Consider the following 24,930-nt stretch of genomic DNA (forward strand, 5'->3'; position numbering starts at 1 on the left):
GCCCTGGCGGCTTTGACTTTCGTATTGGACCGTATCTGCCTTCATGTCGCTCTCTTCCGCCACATCTGACCTCCCCGCGCGTCGCAAGCTGCGCCTCGATCCGCGCAGCGCGGCCCTGATCGAGGCCTCCGTGATCCCGCTGGCGGCTCTGCTCGCCTCGGCGCTGATCTTTTCGTTGTTTCTGACGCTGCTGGGCAAGGACCCGATCCGCTTCTTCGCTCTGGTCTGGACCGGCGGTGTGGCGTCGAGCTTTTCGTTCCAGAACACGTTGCAACGGGCGGCACCGCTGATCCTCACCGGTCTGGCCTTTGCCGTGCCGGCGCGGATCGGCATGACGCTTCTGGGCGCCGAAGGGGCGTTGGTGCTGGGCGGTCTCGCCTCGGCACTGGTTGCCATCCCGATGGTGCTGGCAGGCTGGCCGGTCTGGCTCGGCCTGCCGATCATGGCGCTCGCGGCCATGGCGGTGGGCGGGGTCTGGATGGGCATCGCCGGCTGGCTGCGTCACTACCGGGGCGTCAATGAAACCATTTCCTCGCTGCTTCTGACCTATATCGCCGTGGCGATCATGAATTTTCTGGTCGAGGGCGTGTTCCGCGATCCCGGTTCGACCAACAAGGCCTCGACCATGCCGCTGGGACCCGACTGGCGCATTGGCGACATGCCGGGCACCTCGGTGCATTGGGGGCTCGCCGCCGGGGTGATCATCGCTGTGCTTCTGTGGGTCTTGATGGAACGGACCACCTTTGGCTTCGCCGCAAGGATCGCCGGAGGCAATCTGCGCGCCGCGCAGGCCCAGGGTCTGGCCGTCGGCAAGCTGGCGGTGGCGAGCTGTGCCATCGCAGGGGCCTGTGCCGGGCTGGCCGGGTTCTTCGAAGTCACCGCCGTGCACGGACAGGCCAATGCCTCGCTCGCCGCGCAATACGGGTTCACCGGCATTCTCGTGGCCTTTCTGGCGCGGCAGAACCCGCTGGCCGTGGTGCCGGTGGCGCTGCTCTTTGGCGCGCTGGGCGCGTCGGGCGGGCTGATCCAGCGGCGCATGGACATGCCCGACGCCACGATGCTGGTGCTGCAAGGGATCATTTTCGTCACGCTCTTGGTGAGCGAGACGCTCTATGGCCGTCTGCCCTTTCTCTCGACGGAACAAGCGGGGGACCGGACATGAGCGATGCGATCTTCATGGTGCTGATGGCGATGCTCGGGGGCGCGATCCGGGTCTCGACCCCCTTCCTGCTGGTTGCATTGGGTGAAACGCTGACCGAGAAATCCGGCCGGATCAATCTCGGGCTCGAGGGCAATCTCGTTCTGGGCGCGATGATCGCCTATGCCACGTCGTATTCCACCGGCAGCCCATGGCTCGGCGTGCTGGCGGCGGGGCTTGCGGGCATGGTGCTGAGCGCCGGTCATGGCTGGATCTGCAAATTGCCGAAGGTGAATGACATCGCGGTCGGCATCGCCTTCATGAACCTCGGCACCGGGCTGGCGTTTTTCTTCGGCAAACCCTTCATTCAGCCGACGGCCCCGCGACTCGATGCGATCGCGCTGGGGGCATGGTCGTCGAACCCGCAGGTGCAGCAGGCGCTGAAGGTCAATCCGCTGTTCTTCGTCGGCCTGGGGCTGGCCGTGCTCCTGTGGTGGATGCTGAAAAACACCCGTTGGGGGCTGATCATCCGGATGACCGGCGACAGCGCCGCCTCGGCCCGTGCCATGGGCGTGTCGGTCGACCGGGTCCGGCTTCTCGCCACCTCGGCGGGCGGGTTTTTCGCCGGTATCGGCGGCGCCTTCCTGTCGCTCTACTATCCCGGCAGCTGGAGCGAGAGCCTGTCCTCCGGTCAGGGGCTGATGGCGGTGGCGCTGGTGATCTTTGCCCGTTGGAACCCGATCCGTTGTGTCTGGGCGGCGCTTCTGTTCGGGGCCAGCGGCGCGCTCGGCCCGGCGCTGCAATCCATCGGCTTCAGCAAGGGCTATTATTTCTTCAACGCCGCGCCCTATATCCTGACGCTCGTCATCATGGTGCTCTCGGCGCGCTCGCAAAAGGCCGCCCATGAGGCGCCCGGCGAATTGTCGATCGTGAAATGAGGGCCGTGAAATGAGGGGCAAAGCATGATCAAAGCAAACACAAAGCCCCGCGCCCCGGCGCTCGAGGCGCTGCATGTGAGCAAGAGTTTCGGCGGCAACAAGGCGCTCGACGATGTCACGCTCAAGGTGGACGCGGGCTCGTTCCATGCGCTTCTGGGCGAGAACGGTGCCGGGAAATCCACGCTGGTGAAATGCATCATGGGATTTTATCAGGCCGACAAGGGCCAGCTGCTGTTCTCCGGCAAGGAGGCGCAGATCCAGAGCCCGCGCGAGGCCCATGCGCTGGGCATCGGCATGGTCTATCAGCATTTCACCCTCGTGCCCTGTCTTACCGCAGCGGAGAATCTGGTGATCTCGCGCCCGGACACGCCGATGGTGATCGACTGGGCCGCCGAACGGGCACAGCTTGAGACCTTCATGGAGACCATGCCGTTTCGGGTGCGGTTGGACGCGCAGGTGGCGACGCTCTCGGCCGGCGAAAAGCAGAAGCTCGAAATCCTCAAGCTCCTCTATCTCGATCAGCGTTTTCTCATTCTCGATGAACCGACCTCGGTGCTGACCCCGGCGGAGGCCGATGAGGTCTTGGGCGTGCTGGGCGAGATGGCCCGTCGCGGCGAGGTCTCTGTGCTGATGATCTCGCATAAATTCCGCGAAGTGACGGCATTTTGCGACAGTTTCACAGTGCTCCGGCGCGGCAAGTTCGCAGGCTCGGGTGATGCCCGGAACGCCAATGTTGCCGAGCTCAGCGCGATGATGATCGGCGATGCCGGGGTGCGCCCGCCCGCGATCCGTGAACCGACCGTGCCGGAGGGGCCGGAGCTCGAGCTGCGTGGCATCTCGGCGCGCGACGAGGAGGGGCGGGCGCTGGTCTCGGATCTGTCCTTCAACGTGCGCTCCGGTGAGATCCTCGGCATTGCCGGGGTCTCGGGCAATGGTCAGAGTGCGCTGGTGGAGCTTTTGTCCGGGCAGCGCCCGGTGGCGCGCGGCGAGCTGCGGGTCAATGGTGCCGTTTTCGAGCCGACACGGCGCAACTTCGACCGGTTCAAGGTCTTCGGCCTGCCCGAGGAACCGCTGCGCAATGCCGTGGTGCCGCGGATGTCCGTGGCCGAGAATATCGCCTTCCGCAGCTTTGATAAACCTCCTGTTGCCAGGCGCTTCGGCCTGATCTCGCCGGCGGGCATCCGACGCAGGGGGGCCGAGCTGATCCGACAGTTCAATGTGCAGACCAGCTCACCGGATGCGCCGATCGAGACCCTGTCCGGGGGCAATGTCCAGCGCAGCGTGCTGGCACGTGAACTGTCCGGCGATGTGGATATCCTGATCGTGTCCAACCCGTGTTTCGGCCTGGATTTTGCATCGGTCGCCGATATCCGCAGCAAGATCATGGACTGCAGGAACAGGGGGGCGGCCGTCCTTTTGATCAGTGAGGATCTCGATGAAATCTTCGAGATGTCCGATAAAATCGCCGTCATGTCGGACGGGAGACTGTCCGATCCCGTTCCTGTGGCGCAAACCGATGCAAGGCGCGTTGGTAACCTGCTCGCGGGTCAATCGGGCCTATCCGCTCCGAAGCCAGATCGCGCGTAAAACCGCCGTTGACGTGTCGGCCCGGGGTTCTGGCGGGCTCTTTTCCGATGCTCCGAGACCGGGGGTGGGGCGGGGCGTCTACCGTAGAAAACGCCGGAAGGAGCGCAGGGAGACGGTGAAAAAGACCACCGCGATACCGCTCAGCCACAGCAACTGCGGCCAGACGATATCCAGACCGGCACCGCGAAACAGCACCGATTGCGACAGGATCACATGATGGGTGTTGGGCGCGATCGACATGATGTTCTGCACCAGCTCGGGCATCGACTCGCGCGGGGTCTGGGCGCCGGAGAGCACCTGCAAGGGCAGGAGCACGAGGATCATCATGATGCCGAACTGCGGCATCGAACGGGCGAAGGTCGCGAGAAAAATCCCCAGAGAGGCCGTGGCGAAAAGATGCAGCGCCGTGCCCAGCATGAACAGTGCAAGCGAGCCCTGAAGAGGGATGCCCAGAACGCCGCGACACATCACCTCGAGCGCAAACAGGGTGCCCAGAAGCACCACGAGAGAGGTCGACCAGAGCTTGCTGATCATGATCTCGAGCGGGGTCACCGGCATGACCAGAAGGTGCTCGATCGTGCCGTGTTCGCGCTCGCGGATGAGTGCGGCGCCGGCGAGGATCAGCGCCAGCAGGGTCACGCTGTTCGCAATCCCCATCACCGCCTGAAACCAGCCGGCGTTCAGTTCCGGATTGAACCGGGCCCGCAGTTGCAGATCGGCCGGTGGGCGCGGGTCCGTGCGTGTGCCCTCGAGGAATTCCGAAACTTCCTCTGAGACGATGCTCTGGACATAGCCCGCGCCGGAAAAGGCCTGGGCCATTTGCGTCGCATCGACGTTGAGCTGGATCTCGGGGCGTTTTCCGGCCAGAAGATCGGCCTGGAAATCCGGCGGGATGTCGAGCGCGAACGTGTCGAGCCCTTCGTCCATGCGCCGGTCCATCTCGGTCCAGCCGATCCGGCGCGGCGCGCTGAAGAACGGTGGCTGAAACGCCTGTTCGATGCGCAGGCTCAGAGGTGACTGATCCTCGTCGACGATGGCGATGGGCGCATGGTTCAGCGTTTCCATCGCCGAGTTCGCCGAGGCGGTGATCTGTACGGAGAAAGAGAACAGGATCAGGAACATCATGATCGGATCGCGCAGCAGACCGCGTATTTCCTTGATGCCGAGATGAAAGATATTGCTCAGATCCATCTCACGTCTCCTGTTTGCGCATCAAGAGCGCGCCGAGACCGATCAGCACCGGGATCGCCAGCGCCAGCGGCCAGAGCGCGGAGGACAGTTCGGCAAACCCCAGCCCCTTGGAAAAGGCGCCGCGCGAGATCGCCATGAAATGCGTCGTGGGATAGGTCCGCGACACCAGCGCGCTGAGGCCATTCAGCGAGGAGACGGGCGTGATCATGCCGGAAAACTGGATGGCCGGCAGGATCGTCCCGAGTGCTGTGGCAAAAACCGCCGCGAGCTGACTTTTGACAAAGGCGGAGATCACAAGCCCCATGGCGGTGGCCGTGGCCACATAGAGCACACCCGCCAGGGTGTAGAACAGAAAATCGCCGGTGAACGGCACCCGGAACAGGACGATCGCCATGAGCGTGAGCAGGACCAGATTGACAATGGCCAGCACCGTATAGGGCAGTTGTTTGCCCAGAAGGAATTCCAGCCGGGTCACCGGGGTGACGTAGAAATTGGTGATCGAGCCCAGCTCCCGTTCGCGGACCACCGACAGGGCGGAAAGCATGGCGGGAATGAGCAGGAGCAGGATCGGGATCACTGCCGGCACCATGGCAACGATGCTCTTGATGTCGGGGTTGTAGCGATAGCGCAGCTCGAGCCCGAAATCGCCCGCCACCGCTGCGGGACCGTAGGCCTCGCGCATGCCGGAGATCAGCCAGTTTTGATGCATGCCCTGGACATAGCCCATCGCGGTTTCTGCCCGCGTCGGGTTCGAGCCGTCGATCCAGCCGCCAACCTCGACATCGCGGCCTCGCGACAGGTCGCGCCCGAAGTCGGGCGGGATTTCCAGCGCCAGATCGAGCCGGCCTGCCCGCATGCGTTGGTCCATATCGTCGTAACCGGTGATCGGGGGCTGTTCGATGAAATAGCGCGAGCCTGAAATCTGATCGATGTAATCGCGGCTCACCGTGGACTGATCGGAATCCAGCACGGCAAAGCGCAAATCCTCGACGTCCATGTTGATGCCATAGCCGATCACCAGCATCAAAAGCAGCGAGCCGAACACGGCAAGTATGGCGCGGATCGGATCACGGCGCAGCTCCATCGTCTCGCGCATCGCGTAGCTTAGCATCCGGCGCAGGCCGAAGGTGGCGGGGCGCGCGGCGGTCCTGTCCGGCTCTGGCACGGCGACGGTCTCGGGCAGCTCCTCCGCGGCACGCTCGCCCGTGGCCTCTTCGAGATGCTGGACAAAGGCCTCTTCCAACGTCTCGGTTCCGGAATCTGCGACGATCTGTGCCGGGCGGTCGGAGACCAGCACCTGCCCCGCATGCATCAGCGAGATGCGGTCGCACATCATCGCCTCGTTCATGAAATGGGTCGAGACAAAGATCGTCACCCCGTCGTTGCGCGACAGATCTGCCAAAATCTGCCAGAAGGCATCGCGCGCCACCGGATCGACGCCGGAGGTCGGCTCGTCGAGGATCAGGATGTCCGGCGCATGGATCATGGCCACCGCCAGCGACAGGCGTTGCCGCAGCCCCAGGGGCAGGGCGTCGGGGCGGACGTTCCGCACATCGGCGAGATCGAACCGCGCGATCATCTCGTCTATGCGGGCGGGGATCTCCTCGGGCGGTAGGCTGAACAGCCGGGCATGCAGGTCGAGGTTCTGCGCCACGGTCAACTCGGAATAGAGCGAAAACGCCTGGCTCATGTAGCCGACCCGCCGCCGCACATCGAGATCGCCGGGATCGATTTCCTTGCCGAACAGCCTGGCCGCGCCCTCCGTCGCTTCCAGAAGCCCGGTGAGCATTTTCATCGTCGTGGTCTTGCCGCAGCCATTGGATCCGAGAAAACCGAAGATCTCGCCCTTGGGGATGCGGAAACTGACCCGGTCTACGGCGGTGAAATCGCCAAAACGCTTGGTCAGCCCTTCGGCTTCGATGGCGTAATCGCCGGTCGCCTCGGGGATCGGCGGGATCACCACCTCCATATGCGCGGCACGTTCCTCGGCGGGCAAAAGCGCGATAAAGGCCGCGTCGAGCGTCGTGGTGTCCGTGCAGGCCATGAGCTCCGCGGGCGCACCGGTGTCGAGCACCCGACCGGCATTCATCGCGATCAGCCAGTCGAACCGTGCCGCCTCTTCCATATAGGCGGTCGCCACCACCACGCTCATGCCGGGGCGCCCGGTGCGGATGCGGTCGATCAGGTCCCAGAACTGGCGCCGCGACAGCGGGTCGACGCCGGTGGTCGGTTCGTCGAGGATCAACAGGTCCGGGTCGTGGATCAGCGCGCAGCACAGGCCGAGCTTCTGTTTCATCCCGCCCGAGAGCTTGCCCGCCGGACGATCGCGAAACGGCGCCAGACCGGTGGCCGTCAAAAGCTCGGAAATCCGGGCCTCGCGCTCGGCGCGGTCCTGATCGAACAGCCGCCCGAAGAAATCGACATTCTCGAAGACCGACAGCGTCTCATACAGGTTTTTCCCCAAACCTTGCGGCATATAGGCGATGCGCGGGCAGGCATCCTGGCGGTGGCGGGCGGAACGCATATCGCCGCCCAGAACCCGAAGCGTGCCCTCCTGCATCTTTCGCGCGCCGGAGATCAGCGCCAGAAGGCTGGATTTGCCCACCCCGTCCGGTCCGATCAGCCCGACCATGCAGCCCGCGGGGATCTCGGCGGAGACGCGGTCAAGCGCCTTCACCTTGCGGTACGACAGGCTGATGTCGCGTATCTCCGCGACGGCAGAGGCGAGGGCGGCGCCGGGGGTCATTCGGCCAGGGTCTGTTGCAGAAACTCAGGCCATTCGGCTTGCGGATCGAGCCGGACATAGGCCATCCCGGGCAGGCCGGTCTTCACCTGGGTGATATAGTTCTGCAACAGCTCCGGATCGATCCGGGCGCGCACGCGAAAGGTCAGTTTCAGCCGCTCCTGTTCGGTTTCCACCGTGCGCGGGGTGAATTGTGCCACCCCCGAGACGAAGGAGATACTGGCCGGTATCGCGATGCCCGGCGCGGCATCCATCACCAGCCGCACCTCCGTGCCGATGCCGATGCGCCCGGCCTCTTCGGTCGGAAGAAAGAAATTCATATAGACGCTCGAGACGTCGATCATATTGATCACCCGCCCGCCCGAGCCCAGCACTTCGCCCGGTTCGGCGACGCGGTACTGCACCCGGCCGTCGCGCGGTGCGGTGAGCGTGGCGTCGGCGATTTGCGCCGCGATCCGGGAGACCGACGCCTGCGCCGCCTCGACCGCCGCCTCGGCGTCGATGATCATCGCCTCTGAGGTCCCGATGGCGACTTTTGCCGCGGCCTGTGAGGCCTGCGCCGACGCAAGCGCGGCCCGGGCCCGGCGTACCGCCGCGCGGTCGTCGTCGAGGGTCTGTTGTGAGACGGTGTTGCTCTGCGCCAGTTGCCGGGAGCGTTCCAGGCGCGCCGTGGCGGCATCCAGATCCGCCTGTTGCAGGGCGACATTCGCCTCGGCGGCGGCAAATTCCGCCTGTCTTTGCGCCACCAGGCTTGTCGCGGTTTTCACCGAAATCTCTGCCCGGCGCTGTTGTGCCTTTGCTTCGGCTCGCAGGGCCTCGAGTTCGGTGGTGTCCATCTGCGCCAGCACATCGCCTGATGTGACGAAATCACCCTCGGAGAAAAACACCTCGTCGAGCCGACCGCCGGTTTTGGCCGCGATATCGATGTCCACGGCTTCGAGCCGGCCATTGGCCTGAATGATGCCCGCAGGAAGCACGTTTGTCGAAAGACGCCCGAAGGCGGCCCAGCCGGCCAGCGCCAGGATCGCGGCTCCGAGCACCAGCCATTTCGATTGTCGTTTCATTGAAATCCCCATGTCTGAAAGGCACTGCGCGGCCCTGCGGCGCGTCTGCCTGTGGCCTCTTGGGCAATGTCGATGAATGTTCTTTTCATTTTGTTGCCGTGAGCTTTTCGAGCGCCCCGGGGCGCTCTGAGGTTGCGAGGGTGAGGTGTCTGGTGGTCACCCGGCGCACTTTTTCCAGATAGCGCGTCACCACCTCCAGCTCGGCAGGGGTGAAGTCCTCCGTGAGCTCCGTGTAATGCGCGTGCAGGGCGTAATAGTCCTGTAAATAAGGCGCAGCATTTGCCGTGTTCAGCGAGATCAGGACGCCGCGTCGGTCCCTTGGATTCGGCATCCGGGAAATCAGCTTTTCCGCGTCCAGCCGCAGGATCAGGGCGGAGACGGCCCCCGATGTCAGCCCGAGCGCTTGGCCGATCTCTTTCGGGCTCATGGCTCTCTCGGCCTCCCCCAAAAGACATATCGTGCGGAAGTCGGTCGGGTGTATGCCGCTCGAATGTGCGCTGTGTTCATAGACCGCCTCGATCTGCTGCATGAAACGCAACATCGCGGCTCCCAACCGCCGCGCGGCACCATATTCGTTCGGGTCATTCCTCATAATATATCTCAATCATGAAGATTCTTTTTCGTAAAGCAAGATTGCGCTGAGCCCTTCAAATTCATGAGATATTTTGACGGGGGAGGGGACGCCCGCGCCGGTCAAAAGATTGCCAGGCCCGTGTGCAAACAAAACATGCGCAAGACAAAAAAGAGGCGGGGTGCAGCTCTGCGCCCCGCCTGCCTGTCTTTTCAGATCGGTTGCCCCTCAGCGCACGACATAGACCGAGGCGTTGGAGTGGCGCACCACGCGGGCGGCGTTCGGACCCAGGAGATAATCCTTGAGGTCCGGGCGATGGGCGCCAAGCACGATCAGATCGGCCCCGTCCTTTTCCGCAACCTCGAGGATCTCGTGATAGGCGGTGCCGACGCCGACGATATGGCGGACCTTGTCATTGGCCTCGGCGCCGAGCGCCTTGGCGACGATTTCCTTCATCAGGGTCTTGGCGTGTTTGAGCGCGTCATCGGTATGGCCTTCCTTGAAGAAGCCGCCGACGACGCTCATGCCATAATCCGGAATGACCGAAATGACATCGAGCTGGGCGCCTTCGAGCTCGGCAAGGCGGTAGGCCCGTTGCAGGACTTTCGCCTCGTCTGCTGCGCGGTTCACGTCAATGGCACAGAGGATGGTTTCAATAGTCATGCCGGAACTCCTTTTCTGGCGGCCGCACGGCGGGATTGCAGGACAGTGACGAGGCCCAGAAGCAAGAGCGCCGGGATGAAGATCAGCTCTTTCGGAAGCTGATCGCTCGGCGCCTGAACCAGGGTGATCTCGACCGGCTCATCGCCGTAGAAATCGAAGCTCGCCAGCTTGTCGGAGAGCGCCGTGCCGAACATCGGCTCCTCGAGGATCATCTTGTCGCCCTCGGGCATCAGCATGAGCCCGAGCGCATCGAGACGGGTCTGAAGATCGCCCTCGGCCACATCGAGCACGACGGTGAGATCCTTGATCTCCAGCGTGTCGAAATCCGGCCCCGAGATCACCACCCGAAGCTGCGACCCCGCAGGGGCCTCCGTCAGCGCGGTTTCGAATTCGGCCGGCGGCGTCAGGTGATAGGGATGCTGGATCTGATCCATGAAGAAGCCCGGGCGGAACAGCGCAAAGGCCACGAGCAGCAGCGCCACGGTTTCCCAGATCTTCGACTTGGTGATGTAGAATCCCATTGTGGCCGCGGTGAAGACCAGAATACCGACCGTGGCGATGATGAAGACGATCACACCCTGATACCAGGTCACATCGATCAGCAGCAGGTCTGTGTTGAAGATGAACACGAAGGGCAGGGCGACCGTGCGCAGGCTGTAGAAGAAGGCGGTGAAGCCGGTGCGGATCGCATCGCCGCCCGACACCGCCGCCGCGGCGAAACTCGCCAGCCCCACCGGGGGCGTCACATCCGCCATGATACCGAAGTAGAACACGAAAAGATGCACGGCGATGAGCGGCACCACGAGGCCCGATTGCGCCCCAAGCTCCACGACCACGGAGACCATGAGCGAGGAGACGACAATGTAGTTCGCCGTGGTCGGCAGGCCCATCCCGAGGATCAGCGACAGGACCGCCACGAAGAACAGCATCAGCATCAGGTTGCCGCCGGAGAGGAATTCGACGAAATCCGCCATCACCTGGCCGATGCCGGTCAGAGAGACGGTGCCGACGATGATGCCCGCGGTGGCGGTGGCGAGGCCGATACCGATCATGTTGCGGGCGCCGTCGATCATGCCGTTGACGAGATCGATGAAACCGTCACGGAGCTGCGAGATCGCATTGGCTTCGCCGCGGAAGAACGCCTTGAGCGTCTTTTGCGTGATCAGGATGAAGAACAGAAGGAAGGTCGCCCAGAAGGCCGAGAGACCGGGAGACTTGCGTTCGATCATCAGGAAATAGACCAGAACGATGATCGGCATCAGGTAGTAGAGCCCGGCTTTCCAGATTTTCGAGATATCCGGCAGTTCGACGATCTCGGCATTCGGGTCGTCGGCTTCGAGCTCCTCGACCGAGGCGGCGAGCTTCACCAGCGCGACATAGACGGCACCCAGCAACACGGCGAGCACCCAGCCGGAGCCTTCGGGCACCAGTGAGACAATCGCACGCACCGGGAATTGCGTGGCATAGCAGAGCAAGGCGAAACCGGCGAAGAACAGGAACATGCCACCGACGGTGCGCCCGAGCGAGACGGTCTTGTCGCCCAATGTCGGCATGTTGTTCTTCACCGCTTCCAGGTGAACGATATAGACCAGCGCGATATAGGAAATGATCGCCGGCACGAAGGCGTGGGTGATCACTTCGAAATAGGAAATGCCGACATATTCTACCATCAGAAAGGCGGCGGCGCCCATCACCGGCGGCATGATCTGACCGTTGACCGAAGAGGCCACCTCGACCGAGCCGGCCTTTTCGGCGGTGAAGCCGACGCGTTTCATCAAGGGGATGGTGAAGGTGCCGGTGGTGACCACGTTGGCGATCGACGAGCCGGAAATGAGCCCGGTGGCGGCAGAGCCGACCACGGCGGCTTTTGCCGGGCCGCCGCGCAGGCTGCCCAGGGCACCGAAGGCCATCTTGATGAAATAGTTGCCAGCGCCGGCCTTATCGAGCAGCGCACCGAACAGCACGAAGAGGAAGACGAATTTGGTCGACACGCCCAGAGCGATGCCGAACACGCCCTCGGAGGTGACCCACATATGCGACATGGCCTTGCGCAGCGAGGCACCGGCCCAGCGGATCTGATCCGGCACCGCTTCGGAGGAGCCGAAGAAGACATAGAGCAGGAAGATGATGGCCAAAGCCACCATCACCGGGCCAAGGGTCCGATAGGCGGCGATGAACAGGAATGTCAGGCCGGCCAGAGCAAAGAGCGCATCCGAGGCATCGGCCAGACCGCCGTTGCCGACGATTTTCTCGTAGAAAATATAGCCGTACATAGCGAGCACGGCGCCGCCGATCGCCAGCACCCAGTCATACCATGGCACGCGGTTTTTCGGCGCGCTCTTGTAGAGCGGATAGGCCATGGCCGACAGGAAGATGGCGAAAGCCAGATGGATCTGCCGCGAGTTGTTGATCAGATCTCCGGGCAGGATATAGGGCGCGACGGGCGAGGCCAGCAGCACCTGAAATACCGACCATATCAGCGCAACGGCGGCGATGAATGTGCCAATTGCGCCGGGAACCGTGCGTCCGCCACTGTCGGATGCGGCAACGAGTTCCTGGAGTTCCTCTTCGTTCAATGCGCGATTTTCGCGTTCGGACATATGGCCCCCTGTCCCGGCTGCACGCCTCTGCCTGAGCGGTCAGCCAATTTTCCTGTTGAATGATTATTGTAATTCAGGCCGGAGGGCGGGCGCGCCGCCCTCCGGGTCTATCGTATGTTGACGATAGGGTCGGTGGATTATTCCATCCAACCTTTTTCTTTGTAGTATTTGATTGCACCCGGGTGCAGCGGGGCGGAGAGACCGTCCTTGATCATCTCTTCCGGCTTCAGATTGGCGAAGGCCGGGTGCAGGCCCTTGAAGTCGTCGAAATTCTCGAACACGGCGGAGACCACGGCGTAGACCGCATCTTCGGAGACATCGGCCGAGGTCACGATCGTGGCGCCGACGCCGAAGGTTTTCACGTCTTCGTCATTGCCGCGATACATGCCGCCCGGGATGGTGGCGGTGCGGTAGTAGGGATTGTCGGCGACGAGTTCGTCGATCGCCGGGCCGGACACTTCCACGAGCACGGAATCACAGGCGGTGGTGGCCTCCTGGATGGAGCCCGACGGGTGACCCACAGTGTAGACCATGGCGTCGATCTGGTTGTCGCACAGGGCTGCGGATTGTTCCGCGGGCTTCAACTCGGTCGCCAGAGCGAAGTCATCGGTGGTCCAGCCGAGCTTGTCCATCACCACTTCCATGGTGGCGCGCTGACCGGAACCCGGGTTACCGATGTTCATGCGTTTGCCTTTGAGATCTTCAAAGGTTTTCACGCCGGCATCGGCGCGGGCCACGACGGTGAAGGGTTCCGGGTGGACGGAGAACACCGAGCGCAGACCTTCGAACGGCTCGCCTTCGAACTGCACGACGCCGTTATAGGCGTTGTACTGGATGTCGGACTGGGCGACGCCGAATTCCAGCTCGCCTTCCTTGATCGTGTTGACGTTGTAGACCGAGCCGCCGGTGGATTCGACAGAGCAGCGCACGCCGGTTTCCTTGCGGTTCTTGTTGACCAGGCGACAGATCGCGCCGCCGGTCGGGTAATAGACGCCGGTCACACCGCCGGTGCCGATGGTCACGAATTCCTCGGCCACCGCCGCGCTCGCAAGCATCGCACCCGCCGCAAGCGTGGCAAAGCCCAGTTTCATCTGTTTCGACATGTCTCTTTCTCCCGTTGAGTTTGTCTTCAGAAAAGTTGATCGTACCCAAGGTACGAAGGTTAGGGGAATTTTCCCCGGTTTTTACCCGATAACCTCCCCCAGAACGTGGCTCTGACGTTCGATTTCCGCGATACGTTCAGAGGTTTCCGGGCTGGAGATCCGGGCGACCATGGCGATCAGCGTTTCCAACAGGAACACCGTCGCAACATAGGATGAAAAGAAATTCGGTCCCTCGGAGGGGACGATAAAGCCACTGTTGGCCCCCTTGAGCGCCGGGCAGGTGTGGCTCGAGGCGATCACCACCACGTAGACGCCCTGTTTGCGGGCCTCCTCGGCGGCGCGGATCGACACCGTGGCGTGCGGTGCTTTGGTGATGACGATGAGCGCATCCTGGGCGTCGAGATCGCAGATCGCCGATCCGATCGAAGCGCCCATCCGCCCGGCCTGTTTCCAGTTCGGGCCCAGGAAATTGCCCATATATCCGGCATATTCGGCAATCCCGGTGGACCCCAGCGCGCCCAGAAGCACGACATTGCGCGCTTCGGACAGGCGTTTCGCGGTCTGTTCCAACCGTTCCGGCTCGCTGTCCGCGATCAGCTGATCGATATTGGCGACGGCGCTGTTGCGGGCGGTCTTCAGAAACACATGCGATTCTTCGGCCTGGCTCTGACGCAGGTCATCGGCGCGCTCGGCAAAGCTCGAGACCCGGCGGCCCAGCTGTTTGCGCATGGCTTCGCGCAGCTCTTCGAAATCCTCGAATTCGAGCGCGCGGGCCAGTCGGCTGAAGGTGGCGGGCGCAATGCCGCTTTCGTCGGCGACAGAGCGCAGCGAGCGCGTCGCCGTGTCCAGCGGATTGGCGGCAAGATAGTCGCCGGCCTGTTGCAAGCGGGTGCTCAACTCGCCGTATTTCGCGGCAAGCCTGTGTTCGAAACCTCGCTGCAAGAGAATCCCCGGTGTTGTGGCGTGACTGAGACTCAGCGTTTCAGGTGTTTCATATCTTGTCAACATGTGAAACATATGTTTCAACAATGAAACGCAGACACGCGCCGTTTCCGGAGATTCGCATGACCAGTCCCGCACTCACCCCCTCCCATGTTTTCCACCGCTCGTCGCGGGCGACGCCGCCCCGCGCGGTGCGTGGCGAGGGCGCCTATATTTTCGATGCCTCGGGCAAAAGCTATCTCGACGGCTCGGGCGGCGCGGCAGTGTCCTGCCTCGGCCATTCCGATGCGAAAGTGATCGATGCGATCAAGGCGCAGCTCGATCGCATCGCCTTTGCCCATTCCGGTTTCTTCTCGTCTGACCCGGCGGAAGCGCTGGCGGATCGCTTGATCGAATTGGCGCCCGAGGGGATCGATCGCGCCTATTTCGTCTCCGGCGGCTCCGAAGCGGTGGAAACGGCCTTGAAAATGGCGCGGCAGTATTTCGTCGAAATCGGCCAGCCGCAGCGCAGGCGTTTCATTGCCCGGCGTCAGAGCTATCACGGCAATACGCTCGGCGCGCTCGCGACCGGCGGCAATGCCTGGCGTCAGGCCAAATTCGCACCGCTGCTGATCGAGACCAGCCATATCGCGCCCTGCTATGCCTATCGCGGCCAGATGGAGGGCGAGAGCCTCGAGGCCTATGGGGGACGTGTCGCCGACGAGCTTGAGACGGAGCTGCAACGTGTCGGCCCCGAAACGGTGATCGCATTTGTCGCCGAACCGGTGGTCGGTGCGACCCTGGGCGCGGTGCCCGCCGTGCCCGGCTATTTCAAACGCATCCGCGAGATCTGCGACCGCCACGGCATCTTGTTGATCCTCGACGAGGTGATGTGTGGCATGGGCCGCACCGGCACGCTCTTTGCCTGCGAACAGGACGGCATCGCACCGGATATCATCACAATCGCCAAAGGGCTCGGTGCCGGCTATCAGCCGATCGGCGCGACTCTTTGCAGTAAGACAATCCATGACGCGTTCGAGCATGGCTCTGGTTTCTTCCAGCATGGTCACACGTACAATGCCCATCCGACCGCTTGCGCTGCCGCCGGTGCGGTGCTCTCGCGTCTGACCGAGGACGGGCTGGTCGCCCGCGCCGCCGAGATGGGCGAAAAGCTCGACGCTGCGCTGCATGAGGCCTTCGGCCAACATCCGCATATCGGCGATATCCGCGGTCGCGGCATGTTCCGCGGGCTCGAAATCGTCGCGGATCGCGCGACCAAGACGCCCTTCGACCCGTCGGAAGGCAAGGCGGCCAAGGTCAAGAAAGCGGCTTTCGAGGCCGGGCTGATCTGTTACCCGATGGGCGGCACCATTGATGGTCAGCACGGCGATCACGTGTTGCTCGCCCCGCCCTTCATCCTCGAAGAGGCGCAGATCGGCGAGCTGGTGGAGAAACTCTCCACCGCTTTCAAAGCGGCGCTCTGAGCCCAAGCTTTTCGCCACGCGAGGGAAGAGGGGCGACCACCGCCCGCTCGCAGGTCCGTTCACTCGCCTGTTCACCGGCCTGTTCACCGGCCCTTGATCTCGACCGAAAACGCCCGTCTCGCCCCTGCCGGGGGCGGCGGGAAAGGCGCGGCGCGCTGAACGACGTCGAGCGCGGCGCGGTCCAGCTCGGCAGAGCCGGAGCTGCGGGCAATCGACAACCCGGCCAGCGCGCCGCTGCTCGCAAGCCTGAAGGACACGAGCGCCGCGCCCCTCGCCGAGACACGCGGTCGCGACACGCGTGACAACCGGCGCATCACCTGTCCCGGGTAATTCGACACCGCCGCGTTGCCGGTGGTTTTCTTGGCCCCACCCGATCCCGTTGAGCTGGCTTTCGCCGCAGCATGCCCGGTGACCTGACCGGCCCGCGCCGTGGTCTCTGCATTGCCCGCAGGGGGCGGCGCGGCTTTTGGTTTCGGCCGGTTTTTTTCGGCCGGTTTCGCGGGGCTTTCCGGGGGCGCGGGACGGGTCACCGGTGTGATCTTGGAGGATGGTGCGGCGCTGTCGTGCCGGGGGGCGGGTTCGGGGGCCACCTCCTGCGCCGAGACGGGTGTGACAGTCGGGTGCGCATGGGGGACGACCGCTGGCGCCGTCGGCATCTTGGCATGTTCGGGCGGGAGCGAAGCCTCCACCGGCGTAAGCGCGGCGGTTTCCGGCGGCTCCGCGGTCATGGGCTCTGTCGCCGCGGGGGTGAGCGGCTTCAGCGCGGTGTCGGTTGGCGCTTGCGGCGACAGGCTGCCCGCCACCATATCGGCAAAGGAGGTCCCGAGCCGGGCGTCCAGCGCTCCGGTCTGCCCCTCCATCCTGACCGGCGGCGGCGCGGAGACCACGGCCAGCCCGAACGCACCATGGGCGCAGATGGCAAGCAGGCCGGCGCCGATTTTCACAAGGCGGGACGAGGCAATCATGGCATGTTCCCTTCTGTTCCCCGCTGCGTCACGATCATCACCCGTTGGGCGCCACCCGCTTGCAGCTCTGCACCGATCTCGATCAAACGCGCGGCCGGCAGATCGCGATCCGGAACGATCCGCAGGGTCTCTGCCTCTTGCGGCCTAATGCGGGCGAGATAGGCGCTGACCGTGTCCAGAGCTTCGCCGCGATAGCTCAGCGTTCCGTCCGGGGCGACGACCAAGGCATCCGGCGGCGCCAAGGGGTCAAGATCGGCAGTGCGCACCAGGCTCAGATCCTTGTCGAGCGGTTGGGCGATCGTGCCGGCGACGAGAAAGAATACCAGCATCAGGAAGACCACATTGATCAGGGCAATGGTCGGCTCCGGTTTGTCGCGGCTCTTGCGTCTCATGTTGCCCCCAAAATGACCGGTCTGACCCCGTCGATGCCGCGCAGGGTGACCAGAAGATCGGTCAGGCGCTGCGCCGTCACGGCGCCCTTGAGCGCAAGGATGACCGTGACCGTTTCATCCGTCGCCCGATCGGCGCGCAACCGGATCGGCAGAGTCTCGAGCGTCGTTTCTCTGGCGTTGAGGGTGATCTGCTCCGGGCTGAGCTGGACAAAGATCGGCGGGGTCTGCGCCTCTGTTGGCGCGGCACCGGGGCCGCTGGCGGCGAGTTCCACCTCGGAGAAACGCGAAAATGTCGATGTCAGCATGAAGAACAGCAGAAGCAGGAAGATGACATCGATCAGCGAGGTCATCGACAGGCGTCTGCGGCGGCGGGGCTTACGCATTGGCGCTGGCTCCGGCGGGCGACAGCACCGTGTGAACGGCCCGTTCGGCAAAGACCCTCTCGCGCTCCATCCTTGCCTCGAACCAGCTCAGGATCAAGGAGGTCGGCATGGCGACGGCGAGGCCGACGGCCGTGGTCAGAAGCGCCACCCAGATGCCTCCGGCGAGGATCGAGGGATCGACCTGGGCGCCCGCCTCCTGCAGGGATTGAAACGCCGAAATCATGCCGAGAACCGTGCCGAACAGCCCCAGAAGCGGCGCCATTTGCGCGACGCTGTCCAACAGGCGAAAGCCGCTTTCCAATCTGGCAAAGCGGGTTTCCGCCTCGGCTTCGAGCCGGGCGCCGTCCTCCTGTCCGTTCATGGCGAGGCTCAGCACATCGCGCAGGTAGCTCCGCGATTGCGACAGATGGGTTTTCGCGGCGGCGACATCGCCCCGGTCCCAGGCGTCCAGAGCGGCGCCGAGCGCCTGATGATGCCCGACCCGGGCCCGGGCGAATTGCCAGAGCTTGTAAAGCACGACGGTGCTGGTCAGCACCGACACGGCGATCAGGATCAGCACCACTGGCCCGCCGAGATCGGCGATGCGGGTGAGGGTTTCTCTCAGCTGTCCGATCATCGTGCCACCCCGATCTCGGTCCGGCTCGACACGGTGAGTGCGGCCTCGCAGCTGTCGGGGGTGATCCCGGCGCCGTCGCAGCTTTCGACACCGTTGAACAGGATCTGCCCGATCCCGGAACACGCCTGCCCGGCCAGCGCAAATTGGCGCACCCGCGACCGCCCGTGCGGCAGCGCCCCGAAGTCGAGCATGGTCATCAGCGTGACCCGATCATCCGGGTCGAAGAACACGGTTTCCAGCACCAGCCCGCCGATATCGGCGGACAGGCCGTTCTCGGCGACGAAGCTCAGACGACAGCCGGTTTCCACCTGTTCGATGGCATTGAGCTCAAAGCGCAGCGCGGCGGGGCTGCTGTCGGCGGCGAGGCCCTGCGCCGAGATCATGGCGATCCCGAGGCCGAAGAGGCGATGCATGGCAAATCTCCTGAGATACGAGAGGTTGGGGAAATCTGGGGGAACCGGATGGGGCATGGCCGTTCACGAGGCCCCGACGGGGGGGCTGGTCAAGGTGCTGGCCTGCGGCAGGATCCAGGGACGGCCCGAGGCGGGCGGCGTATTGGTGCGCAACGGACAGCCATAGCAACTCGAGAGCGCGTGATCGGTCAGCACCTCCTCCGGCGTGCCCGAGGCGCGGACCCGGCCTTCGCCCAGAAGGGTGACGTGATCGGCGAACATCGAGGTCAGGTTGAGATCATGCATCACCGCGATGACGCCGCCGCCGGCCTCGGCATAGTCGCGCGCCAGCTGCATGATCTGCAACTGATGGCCGATATCGAGCGCCGAGACCGGTTCATCGAGAAACAGCCAGCGCGGATGTCCGTCCAGGATCGGCTCCCAGATCTGCACCAGCACCCGGGCCAATTGCGCCCTCTGACGCTCGCCACCCGAAAGCTCCTGGACCAGCCGGCCCTCGTAACCCGCCAGCCCAACGCGCGCCAGTGCCTGAGACGGCAGGGCGGTAGTGTCGGCGCGCCCGGTGGCCACCCCGGCACTCAGACCCAGACGCACCAGTTCGAGCACGGTGAAGGGAAAGGCCAGAGATCCGGATTGCGGCAACACCGCCCGGCGCTCGGCGAGATCGAGCGGAGAGAAGCGTTTCAGATGAGACCCGTCGAAAAGGATCTCGCCAGCATAGTGCTGTTCGCCGGTGAGCGTGCGCAGCAGCGTGGTCTTGCCGGAGCCATTGGGGCCGACGATGGCGGTGAGCGCCCCGGCGCGGGCGGAAAAACTGACCCGGTCGAGCACCTTGCGCCCCCCGAGCCGCACCGAAATGTCATGGCAGTGGATCATCGGTCCCCCTCCAGAAGCGCGCGGTTTTTCAACAGGATCCACAAGAAGAACGGACCACCGAGACAGGCGGTGACGATGCCGATGGGCAGCTCTGCCGGGGCCACGGCGATGCGCGAGACCATATCGGCGAGCAACAGCACCACCGCCCCCAGGAGCGCGGCATTGGGCAAGAGATTGCGGTGTTCCGGCCCTTGTAGGAGCCGCAGCAGATGCGGCACGACGATGCCGACGAAACCGATGCCGCCGGTGATCGCCACCGAGGCGCCGACCGAGGCGGCGACCGCGACAATGGCGATCCGCTTCATCCGTTGGGTGTCGATCCCCATGTGGCGGGCCACCGGTTCGCCAAGCGCCAGCGCGTCGAGACTGCGGGCCAGGAACGGCGCGCACAGAAGCGCGGCGAGGATGATCGGCCCGGCGACCATGATCTTGGCCCATGTGGCGCCGGCGACCGAGCCCATGCCCCAGAAGGTCAGATCGCGGAGCTGGTTGTCATCGGCCTTGTAGACGATGAAGCCGGTGAGCGCGCCGGTGAGCGCGCCCAGGGCAATCCCGGCCAGCAGCATGGTCGCGACCGAGGTCTGACCTCCACGGGTGGCGATGCGATAGAGAATGAGCGTCGAAGCCCAGCCGCCGAGAAAGGCCGCAAACGGCACCAGATAGGGGCCGGCAAGGGCGGCCAATGCGGCGGGCAGCAAGCCCCCCAGCACGATCGCCGCCACCGCGCCGAACCCCGCTCCGGCGGAGACGCCGACGAGACCGGGATCGGCCAGCGGGTTGCGAAACAGCCCCTGCATCACCGCGCCGGAAACGGCCAGCGCAGCACCGACGAGCGTGGCCGTCAGAACCCGCGGCATGCGGATATCCCAGACGATGGTCATGTCGCGCAGCGAGGCCTCGCTCAGCCCCAGCCCGGCGGCCAGAGCGCGCGGCACATCCGTGTCGCCCGCCGCGCCCCAACCGAGCCCCAGCAGCATTGCAAGGATGAGCGCCACGATCAGCACGACACGCAGGCGTGCCGCCTTGGCGCGGCGGTCGCCGGCGCCGATCTGCACCGAGTGCGACCGCTCCTGTGTCAGCTCGACCATGTCAGTCCCCGAGCGCGGTCAGAAGATCGGCGCGCAGAGCCAGCGCGAGCTTGGCCGTGCGCGGACCAAAACCGAGGGCGGCGGGCGGCACGAGTACGAAGGCGCCGTTTTCGCCGGCCGGTGTCTGTGCAATGGCGGGCAGGGCGAGCGTGTCGGCGCGCCGCGCGTCGTGTTCCTCCTCGCCGGTCGGTTCCATCATCAGGATGATATCGGGTGCCGCGGCGATGATCGCCTCATCCGAGGCGATCTTGTAGCCTTGGTAGTCGCTGGCAAAGACGTTTTCGGCCCCGGCCAGTTCGAGAATGCCATGGGCGCCGGTGCCGCGACCCGCGACATTCAATCGCCCGCCCTGATTGGACAGGATGAACATGACGCGCGGCGCGGTGCCGGTGCGGACCTGTTCGGCAAGGGTCTTGAAATCGGCCTCGATTCCGACGGCCAAGGCGTCGGATTTCTCCGGAACGCCCAGGGCCGCGCCGATCTTGTGGACGCTGTCGAGCACGGCTTCGGCGTTGAACCCGTCGTGGGTCTCGACCATGGGTACGGCGGCGGCGCGCAGCTGGTCGAGCACTTCGGGCGGGCCGGCGGTGTCGCGGGTGACGATCAGATCCGGACCGGTCGAGAGCACCGCTTCGGCAGAGAGCTGACGCATATAGCCGATATCGGGCAGGGCGGTGACCTCGGGCGGGAAGAGCGAGGTGGAATCGCGGGCGACCACGCGATCGCCTTCGCCCAGAGCGAAAATGGTTTCCGTCACCGGCCCGCCGACAGAGACGATGGCCGTGGCCGTCATTGTCGCCGTCGTCGTCGCTTGGGCGGAGCTCCCGGCCTGGGCCGAGAGCGGCAGGAGCATCGCCGCACCTGCGAGCGCGTTTCTGAACAGATGACGCGTCATTGCACAAGCTCCGGCAGATCGGCGAGAATGCCATGCCATTGCGCCAGATCGTCGGCTTCGCTCTTACGTTGGCCGAAACATTGGAAGATCAGCCCGCCTTCGGCATCGAAAGCCTCGAGCGAGATCGCCGGGCCGCGTTTCGTCGGTTTCTCGACGACATAGACCTCGGCCAGATGATCGCCGCGCAGATGCAGGTTGAAACGCGGGTCCAGCACATTGAGCCACGGCCCCATGGGTTTGATATTGTCGAGCGTGCCCCAGTGGATCTGGATGTTGCCGCGATTGCCGACGAAAAGGACGACTTTCTGGCCTGCCTCGGAGGTCACGTTGAGAAATGTCTCAACCGCGGCCGGATCGATCCGGCGCACGAAGGGCGCCCCGGCAAGGCGATAGGCGCCCAATCGGTTCATGCCGAGCTTGGCGGCCAGTCGATTGAACTGATGTGTGTCGGTCATCTTCTGCCACTCGTCGATGAGGATCTCGCGCTTGTCCGCGTTGATCTTGGCACCCTCGGTGGGCTGGCGCTCTTCGACCGCGAGCTCCGGGCTCTGATCCTCGAGGGTCAGAACCTCCACCAGCGGTTTCCAGGCCTCATGGTTCGAGGTTTCGCGCAGGAAGATCTTTTGCAGCGCATCGCCGGCCTGATCGAAGAATTGCAGGGTCCGGCGCAGGCCTTTCGCGGTCTCGTTTTCGATGGCGAAACCGAAGGCCCAGTGTTTCGGGAAGATCCGCGTGTCGATTTCCTTGCCCAGCACCATCGAGGCGTGCTGACCGGATTTATATTCTTCGAACGTGCCGACGCGCTCATGCACGCAAGAGGCGTTGCGGGTGAGCGACATCACCTCGCCCAGAGACGTGAGCCGGGGCATGACCTCATCCGGGTGATAGGCGATACGGGTGACCTTCATGCCGTCGGTGCCGCCGATATGGGCGGCGATCAGCTCGGCTTCGGAGATCCCGAGCGCGGCGGCAAGATCGCGGTCGCGCTTGTCGGTGTTGGCGGATTTGGCGGCGCGGATCTCGGCGGCGGAGAGGGGCTTGTTCATGGCGTTTCCTTTGAAATGAAGCTGTGTGTTGAAGGCAGAGGGTCTGCGAGGCACGAAGGAAGACCCCGCAGACCGCCGGCCAGAGGTCAAAAGACCTTGGCAAGAGAAAGGGTGAGGCTCCGCCCCGGCGCGGTGCGCGAGGACAGGTAGGGCTGGTAGGTCTCGTCAAAGACATTCTCGACCGAGGCGCGGAACTCCGTGCCCTTGAGCACGCCGCTGTCCGGCGTATAGGCGGCCGAGAGCGTGTAGACGGTGAAGCTGTCGGACTTGCTGCTGCTGCTGTCGAATTGCACGTTGCGGTCGGTCGACCAGTCGTGGCGGGCTTCGATCGAGAGATCGAGCTGATCCTGCAGGAAGCGTTTGCCCAGGCTCAGCCGCGCCGAATCCGCGGGGGCATTGTTGAACCAGCTGCCGTCGCCCCAGTTGCCGCGAATGCGCGCGGCGTTGAAATCGGCGTAGAAGGCCGAATGTGCATAGGACAGTTCGACTTCGACCCCGTCGAGCTCGATATGCTGGTCCGCACCCGAATTGTAATTCGTATAGGTGGTGTTGTTCCAGACCCGGGTGTTGAACGCGGTGAGCTTGGCCTGCAACCGGTCTTCGGCGGCAAAGGCATCCATCCGGTCAAAGGACAGGCCCGCCTCGAGCGTCACGGCCTTTTCCGTGGTCTCGATCTTGGTCGCGTTGGTCAGGTCATCGATGATCGGCAGGTTGGTATTATAGGCCATGGTGCCGAAGATGGCGAACTCGGGCGTGATCTCATACCGCGCTGCCAGCGCCCCGGCCCAGTCGTCGGCCTTGTAATCGGTGCCATCGGTCGCAAGCCCGTTGTTCTCGCCGGTGATGGTCTGGCTTTCATAGCGCAGCTGTGGCGTCAGGGTGAGCGCGCCGAAGCGCATCTCATCGGTGACATAGGCGGCGATATAGTCATCGGTGCCGCCCGGGGTGGAGCCGGCATTCTCGCCGGTGTCGGAGATCGAGCTGCGTTCGCGCCGGCCGATCTCGATCCCGGTCAGCAGGGTGTGATCCACCGCGCCCGTGGTGAAATAGGCCTCGTTCTCGGCGATCAGCGCCAGACGCTCGGTGCGGTTGTCGGCGTTGTAAATGGTCGAAGAGGTGGTGCCGGAGAGGTTCGAAATCAGCTCGTCCGAATAGACCAGCTTCACCGTGCTGTTGATCAGATCATTGCCGAGCGGCGCATACTGCATCGCCAGATAGGCGGTGGTGTCCTCGACATCCGCATCCACACGGACATCGAACAGGGAGCCGAAGAAATCATAGCTGACATCCCGGAGCTGATCCTTGGTCTGCGAGACGGAGGCGGTGAATTTCAAATCGGACGTGGCCTGATAGCTCGCCTTCAGCATGGCCGAGGAGAGCTTGTACCCGGTATCGGCCTCGGTGACGCCGTCGCCGGTCTCATACTCCCCGGCGTCGCGATAGCCGTAGAAGGCAATGACATCGAGCCGGTCATCCGGCGCCCAGGCGAGAATGGTCGAACTCGCGCCGCTTTCGCCATTGTTCTGGTAGGACAGTTTTTGACGCAGCGCGAATGTGTCGCCGTCTTCGAGAAAATCCGCCGCATCCTTGGTCACGGCTTCGACCGTGCCGCCGATGGCGCCGGAGGAGAAGCGAAAGCTTTCGCCCGGACCCCGGATCACTTTCACCTCTTTGAACAGCTCCGGCTCCATGGTCAGGGTGCCACCCTGGCGGTAGAGTTCTTCCTGGCCCTTGGCGACGCCATCGACCACGACCGACACCTTGGTGTTCGAACCGTAGGTGCCGGCATCCGAGCCGAGACCGCGGATATTGAGCGTCGAGCCCTGCGGCGTGGCGCCGTTGGAGACGGTGACCCCGGGGATCGTGTCCATCAATTCGGCAAATGTGGCGGCCTGGCGGGCGTCGAGCTCATCCTGGCTCAGAATGGTTTCGGAGGTGGCGGTGTCGGTCTGAAGCCCCCGCAGGCTTTCGCCCAGTTCGATGGTGCCCAAAAGCAGGTCTTGTGCGAGAAGAGATGTCGGCAGAACGGCCACGAAGGCCGCCCCCGCCAGAAGCTGAGTGCGCGTGTTCATAAGATCCCCAAGGAGAAGCTGTGCGATGATTTTCGCTGGCTACCAGAGGGGCGCTCGCTGCTTTGCAACGAGTCGATATATTAGATGATTATTTTTGTAAAGTATTTTTGACGGCTGGTTTTGGTCGCTGTGTTGTCGAGGGGCCAGAGATCCCGTGCGGATCTGGCCGGGGCTCCGCCAG

The 24,930-nt window shown here is 63.9% G+C and carries 22 protein-coding genes; 4 read left to right on the forward strand and 18 right to left on the reverse strand.

Going from position 1 to position 24,930, the window contains the following annotated elements:
- Window positions 1-43: 43 nt before the first annotated feature.
- Genes BM151_RS13270 through BM151_RS13280 form a run of 3 tightly spaced genes read left to right on the forward strand, consistent with a single transcriptional unit; the run spans window position 44 to window position 3,663 of the window.
- Window positions 44-1,162, forward strand: a complete 1,119-nt coding sequence (locus tag BM151_RS13270) for an ABC transporter permease (protein WP_090061216.1) — start codon at window positions 44-46, stop codon at window positions 1,160-1,162.
- Window positions 1,159-2,076, forward strand: coding sequence for an ABC transporter permease (locus BM151_RS13275; protein WP_090061217.1), 918 nt, complete (start codon window positions 1,159-1,161; stop codon window positions 2,074-2,076). The genes BM151_RS13270 and BM151_RS13275 overlap by 4 nt, the downstream gene beginning before the upstream one ends.
- Window positions 2,077-2,100: 24 nt before the next feature.
- On the forward strand, window positions 2,101-3,663 hold the full coding sequence (locus BM151_RS13280; protein ID WP_090061218.1) for an ABC transporter ATP-binding protein: 1,563 nt from the start codon (window positions 2,101-2,103) through the stop codon (window positions 3,661-3,663).
- A gap of 78 nt (window positions 3,664-3,741) precedes the next feature.
- On the opposite strand, the gene BM151_RS13285 is transcribed toward BM151_RS13280, so the two are convergent.
- The 8 genes from BM151_RS13285 to BM151_RS13320 form a co-directional block, all read right to left on the reverse strand.
- Window positions 3,742-4,854 (reverse strand): ABC transporter permease, encoded by a 1,113-nt coding sequence (locus BM151_RS13285; RefSeq protein WP_090061219.1) that lies wholly within the window; start codon window positions 4,852-4,854, stop codon window positions 3,742-3,744.
- Between the two features lies 1 nt (window position 4,855).
- Window positions 4,856-7,600, reverse strand: a complete 2,745-nt coding sequence (gene rbbA, locus BM151_RS13290) for a ribosome-associated ATPase/putative transporter RbbA (protein ID WP_090061220.1) — start codon at window positions 7,598-7,600, stop codon at window positions 4,856-4,858.
- Window positions 7,597-8,661, reverse strand: a complete 1,065-nt coding sequence (locus BM151_RS13295; protein WP_245781210.1) for an HlyD family secretion protein — start codon at window positions 8,659-8,661, stop codon at window positions 7,597-7,599. Before BM151_RS13295 ends, rbbA begins: the two co-directional genes overlap by 4 nt.
- Window positions 8,662-8,746: 85 nt before the next feature.
- Window positions 8,747-9,190: a MarR family winged helix-turn-helix transcriptional regulator gene (locus tag BM151_RS13300; RefSeq protein ID WP_177213144.1), complete on the reverse strand. Its 444-nt coding sequence runs from the start codon at window positions 9,188-9,190 to the stop codon at window positions 8,747-8,749.
- A gap of 270 nt (window positions 9,191-9,460) precedes the next feature.
- Entirely contained in the window at window positions 9,461-9,895 is a 435-nt protein-coding gene (locus BM151_RS13305; protein WP_090061223.1) for a universal stress protein, read from the reverse strand.
- Window positions 9,892-12,495, reverse strand: coding sequence for a TRAP transporter permease (locus BM151_RS13310; protein ID WP_090061224.1), 2,604 nt, complete (start codon window positions 12,493-12,495; stop codon window positions 9,892-9,894). The genes BM151_RS13305 and BM151_RS13310 overlap by 4 nt, the downstream gene beginning before the upstream one ends.
- 137 nt (window positions 12,496-12,632) lie before the next feature.
- Window positions 12,633-13,598 carry a TAXI family TRAP transporter solute-binding subunit gene (locus tag BM151_RS13315; protein WP_177213145.1) on the reverse strand — a complete coding sequence of 322 codons (966 nt, stop codon included), beginning with the start codon at window positions 13,596-13,598 and terminating at the stop codon, window positions 12,633-12,635.
- A gap of 81 nt (window positions 13,599-13,679) precedes the next feature.
- Window positions 13,680-14,606, reverse strand: coding sequence for a MurR/RpiR family transcriptional regulator (locus tag BM151_RS13320; protein ID WP_090061445.1), 927 nt, complete (start codon window positions 14,604-14,606; stop codon window positions 13,680-13,682).
- Between the two features lie 56 nt (window positions 14,607-14,662).
- Between BM151_RS13320 and BM151_RS13325 the strand changes: the two genes are divergently transcribed.
- Window positions 14,663-16,003 carry an aspartate aminotransferase family protein gene (locus tag BM151_RS13325; protein ID WP_090061446.1) on the forward strand — a complete coding sequence of 447 codons (1,341 nt, stop codon included), beginning with the start codon at window positions 14,663-14,665 and terminating at the stop codon, window positions 16,001-16,003.
- 83 nt (window positions 16,004-16,086) lie between these two features.
- Here BM151_RS13325 and BM151_RS13330 read toward each other — a convergent pair whose 3' ends face one another.
- The 10 genes from BM151_RS13330 to BM151_RS13375 all read right to left on the reverse strand — a co-directional run bounded on the left by BM151_RS13330 (window position 16,087) and on the right by BM151_RS13375 (window position 24,749).
- Window positions 16,087-16,968: an energy transducer TonB family protein gene (locus BM151_RS13330; protein ID WP_090061225.1), complete on the reverse strand. Its 882-nt coding sequence runs from the start codon at window positions 16,966-16,968 to the stop codon at window positions 16,087-16,089.
- Window positions 16,965-17,360, reverse strand: a complete 396-nt coding sequence (locus tag BM151_RS13335; RefSeq protein WP_090061226.1) for an ExbD/TolR family protein — start codon at window positions 17,358-17,360, stop codon at window positions 16,965-16,967. Before BM151_RS13335 ends, BM151_RS13330 begins: the two co-directional genes overlap by 4 nt.
- On the reverse strand, window positions 17,357-17,743 hold the full coding sequence (locus tag BM151_RS13340) for an ExbD/TolR family protein (RefSeq protein WP_090061227.1): 387 nt from the start codon (window positions 17,741-17,743) through the stop codon (window positions 17,357-17,359). The genes BM151_RS13335 and BM151_RS13340 overlap by 4 nt, the downstream gene beginning before the upstream one ends.
- Entirely contained in the window at window positions 17,736-18,359 is a 624-nt protein-coding gene (locus BM151_RS13345) for a MotA/TolQ/ExbB proton channel family protein (protein WP_090061228.1), read from the reverse strand. The genes BM151_RS13340 and BM151_RS13345 overlap by 8 nt, the downstream gene beginning before the upstream one ends.
- The gene (locus BM151_RS13350; protein WP_090061229.1) at window positions 18,356-18,772 is read right to left on the reverse strand and encodes a hypothetical protein; all 417 of its coding nucleotides are present in this window, start codon (window positions 18,770-18,772) and stop codon (window positions 18,356-18,358) included. Before BM151_RS13350 ends, BM151_RS13345 begins: the two co-directional genes overlap by 4 nt.
- A 63-nt stretch (window positions 18,773-18,835) precedes the next feature.
- A complete protein-coding gene (locus tag BM151_RS13355) occupies window positions 18,836-19,648 on the reverse strand; it encodes a heme ABC transporter ATP-binding protein (protein WP_090061230.1) in 813 nt (270 codons plus the stop codon).
- Window positions 19,645-20,736 (reverse strand): FecCD family ABC transporter permease, encoded by a 1,092-nt coding sequence (locus tag BM151_RS13360; protein ID WP_090061231.1) that lies wholly within the window; start codon window positions 20,734-20,736, stop codon window positions 19,645-19,647. Before BM151_RS13360 ends, BM151_RS13355 begins: the two co-directional genes overlap by 4 nt.
- 1 nt (window position 20,737) lies before the next feature.
- Entirely contained in the window at window positions 20,738-21,631 is an 894-nt protein-coding gene (locus BM151_RS13365) for a heme/hemin ABC transporter substrate-binding protein (protein ID WP_090061232.1), read from the reverse strand.
- Window positions 21,628-22,677, reverse strand: coding sequence for a hemin-degrading factor (locus tag BM151_RS13370; protein WP_090061233.1), 1,050 nt, complete (start codon window positions 22,675-22,677; stop codon window positions 21,628-21,630). Before BM151_RS13370 ends, BM151_RS13365 begins: the two co-directional genes overlap by 4 nt.
- An 86-nt stretch (window positions 22,678-22,763) precedes the next feature.
- Window positions 22,764-24,749 (reverse strand): TonB-dependent receptor domain-containing protein, encoded by a 1,986-nt coding sequence (locus tag BM151_RS13375; protein WP_090061234.1) that lies wholly within the window; start codon window positions 24,747-24,749, stop codon window positions 22,764-22,766.
- Window positions 24,750-24,930: the final 181 nt, after the last annotated feature.

The sequence above is a fragment of the Celeribacter neptunius genome, assembly GCF_900113955.1.
Lineage (GTDB): Bacteria > Pseudomonadota > Alphaproteobacteria > Rhodobacterales > Rhodobacteraceae > Celeribacter > Celeribacter neptunius.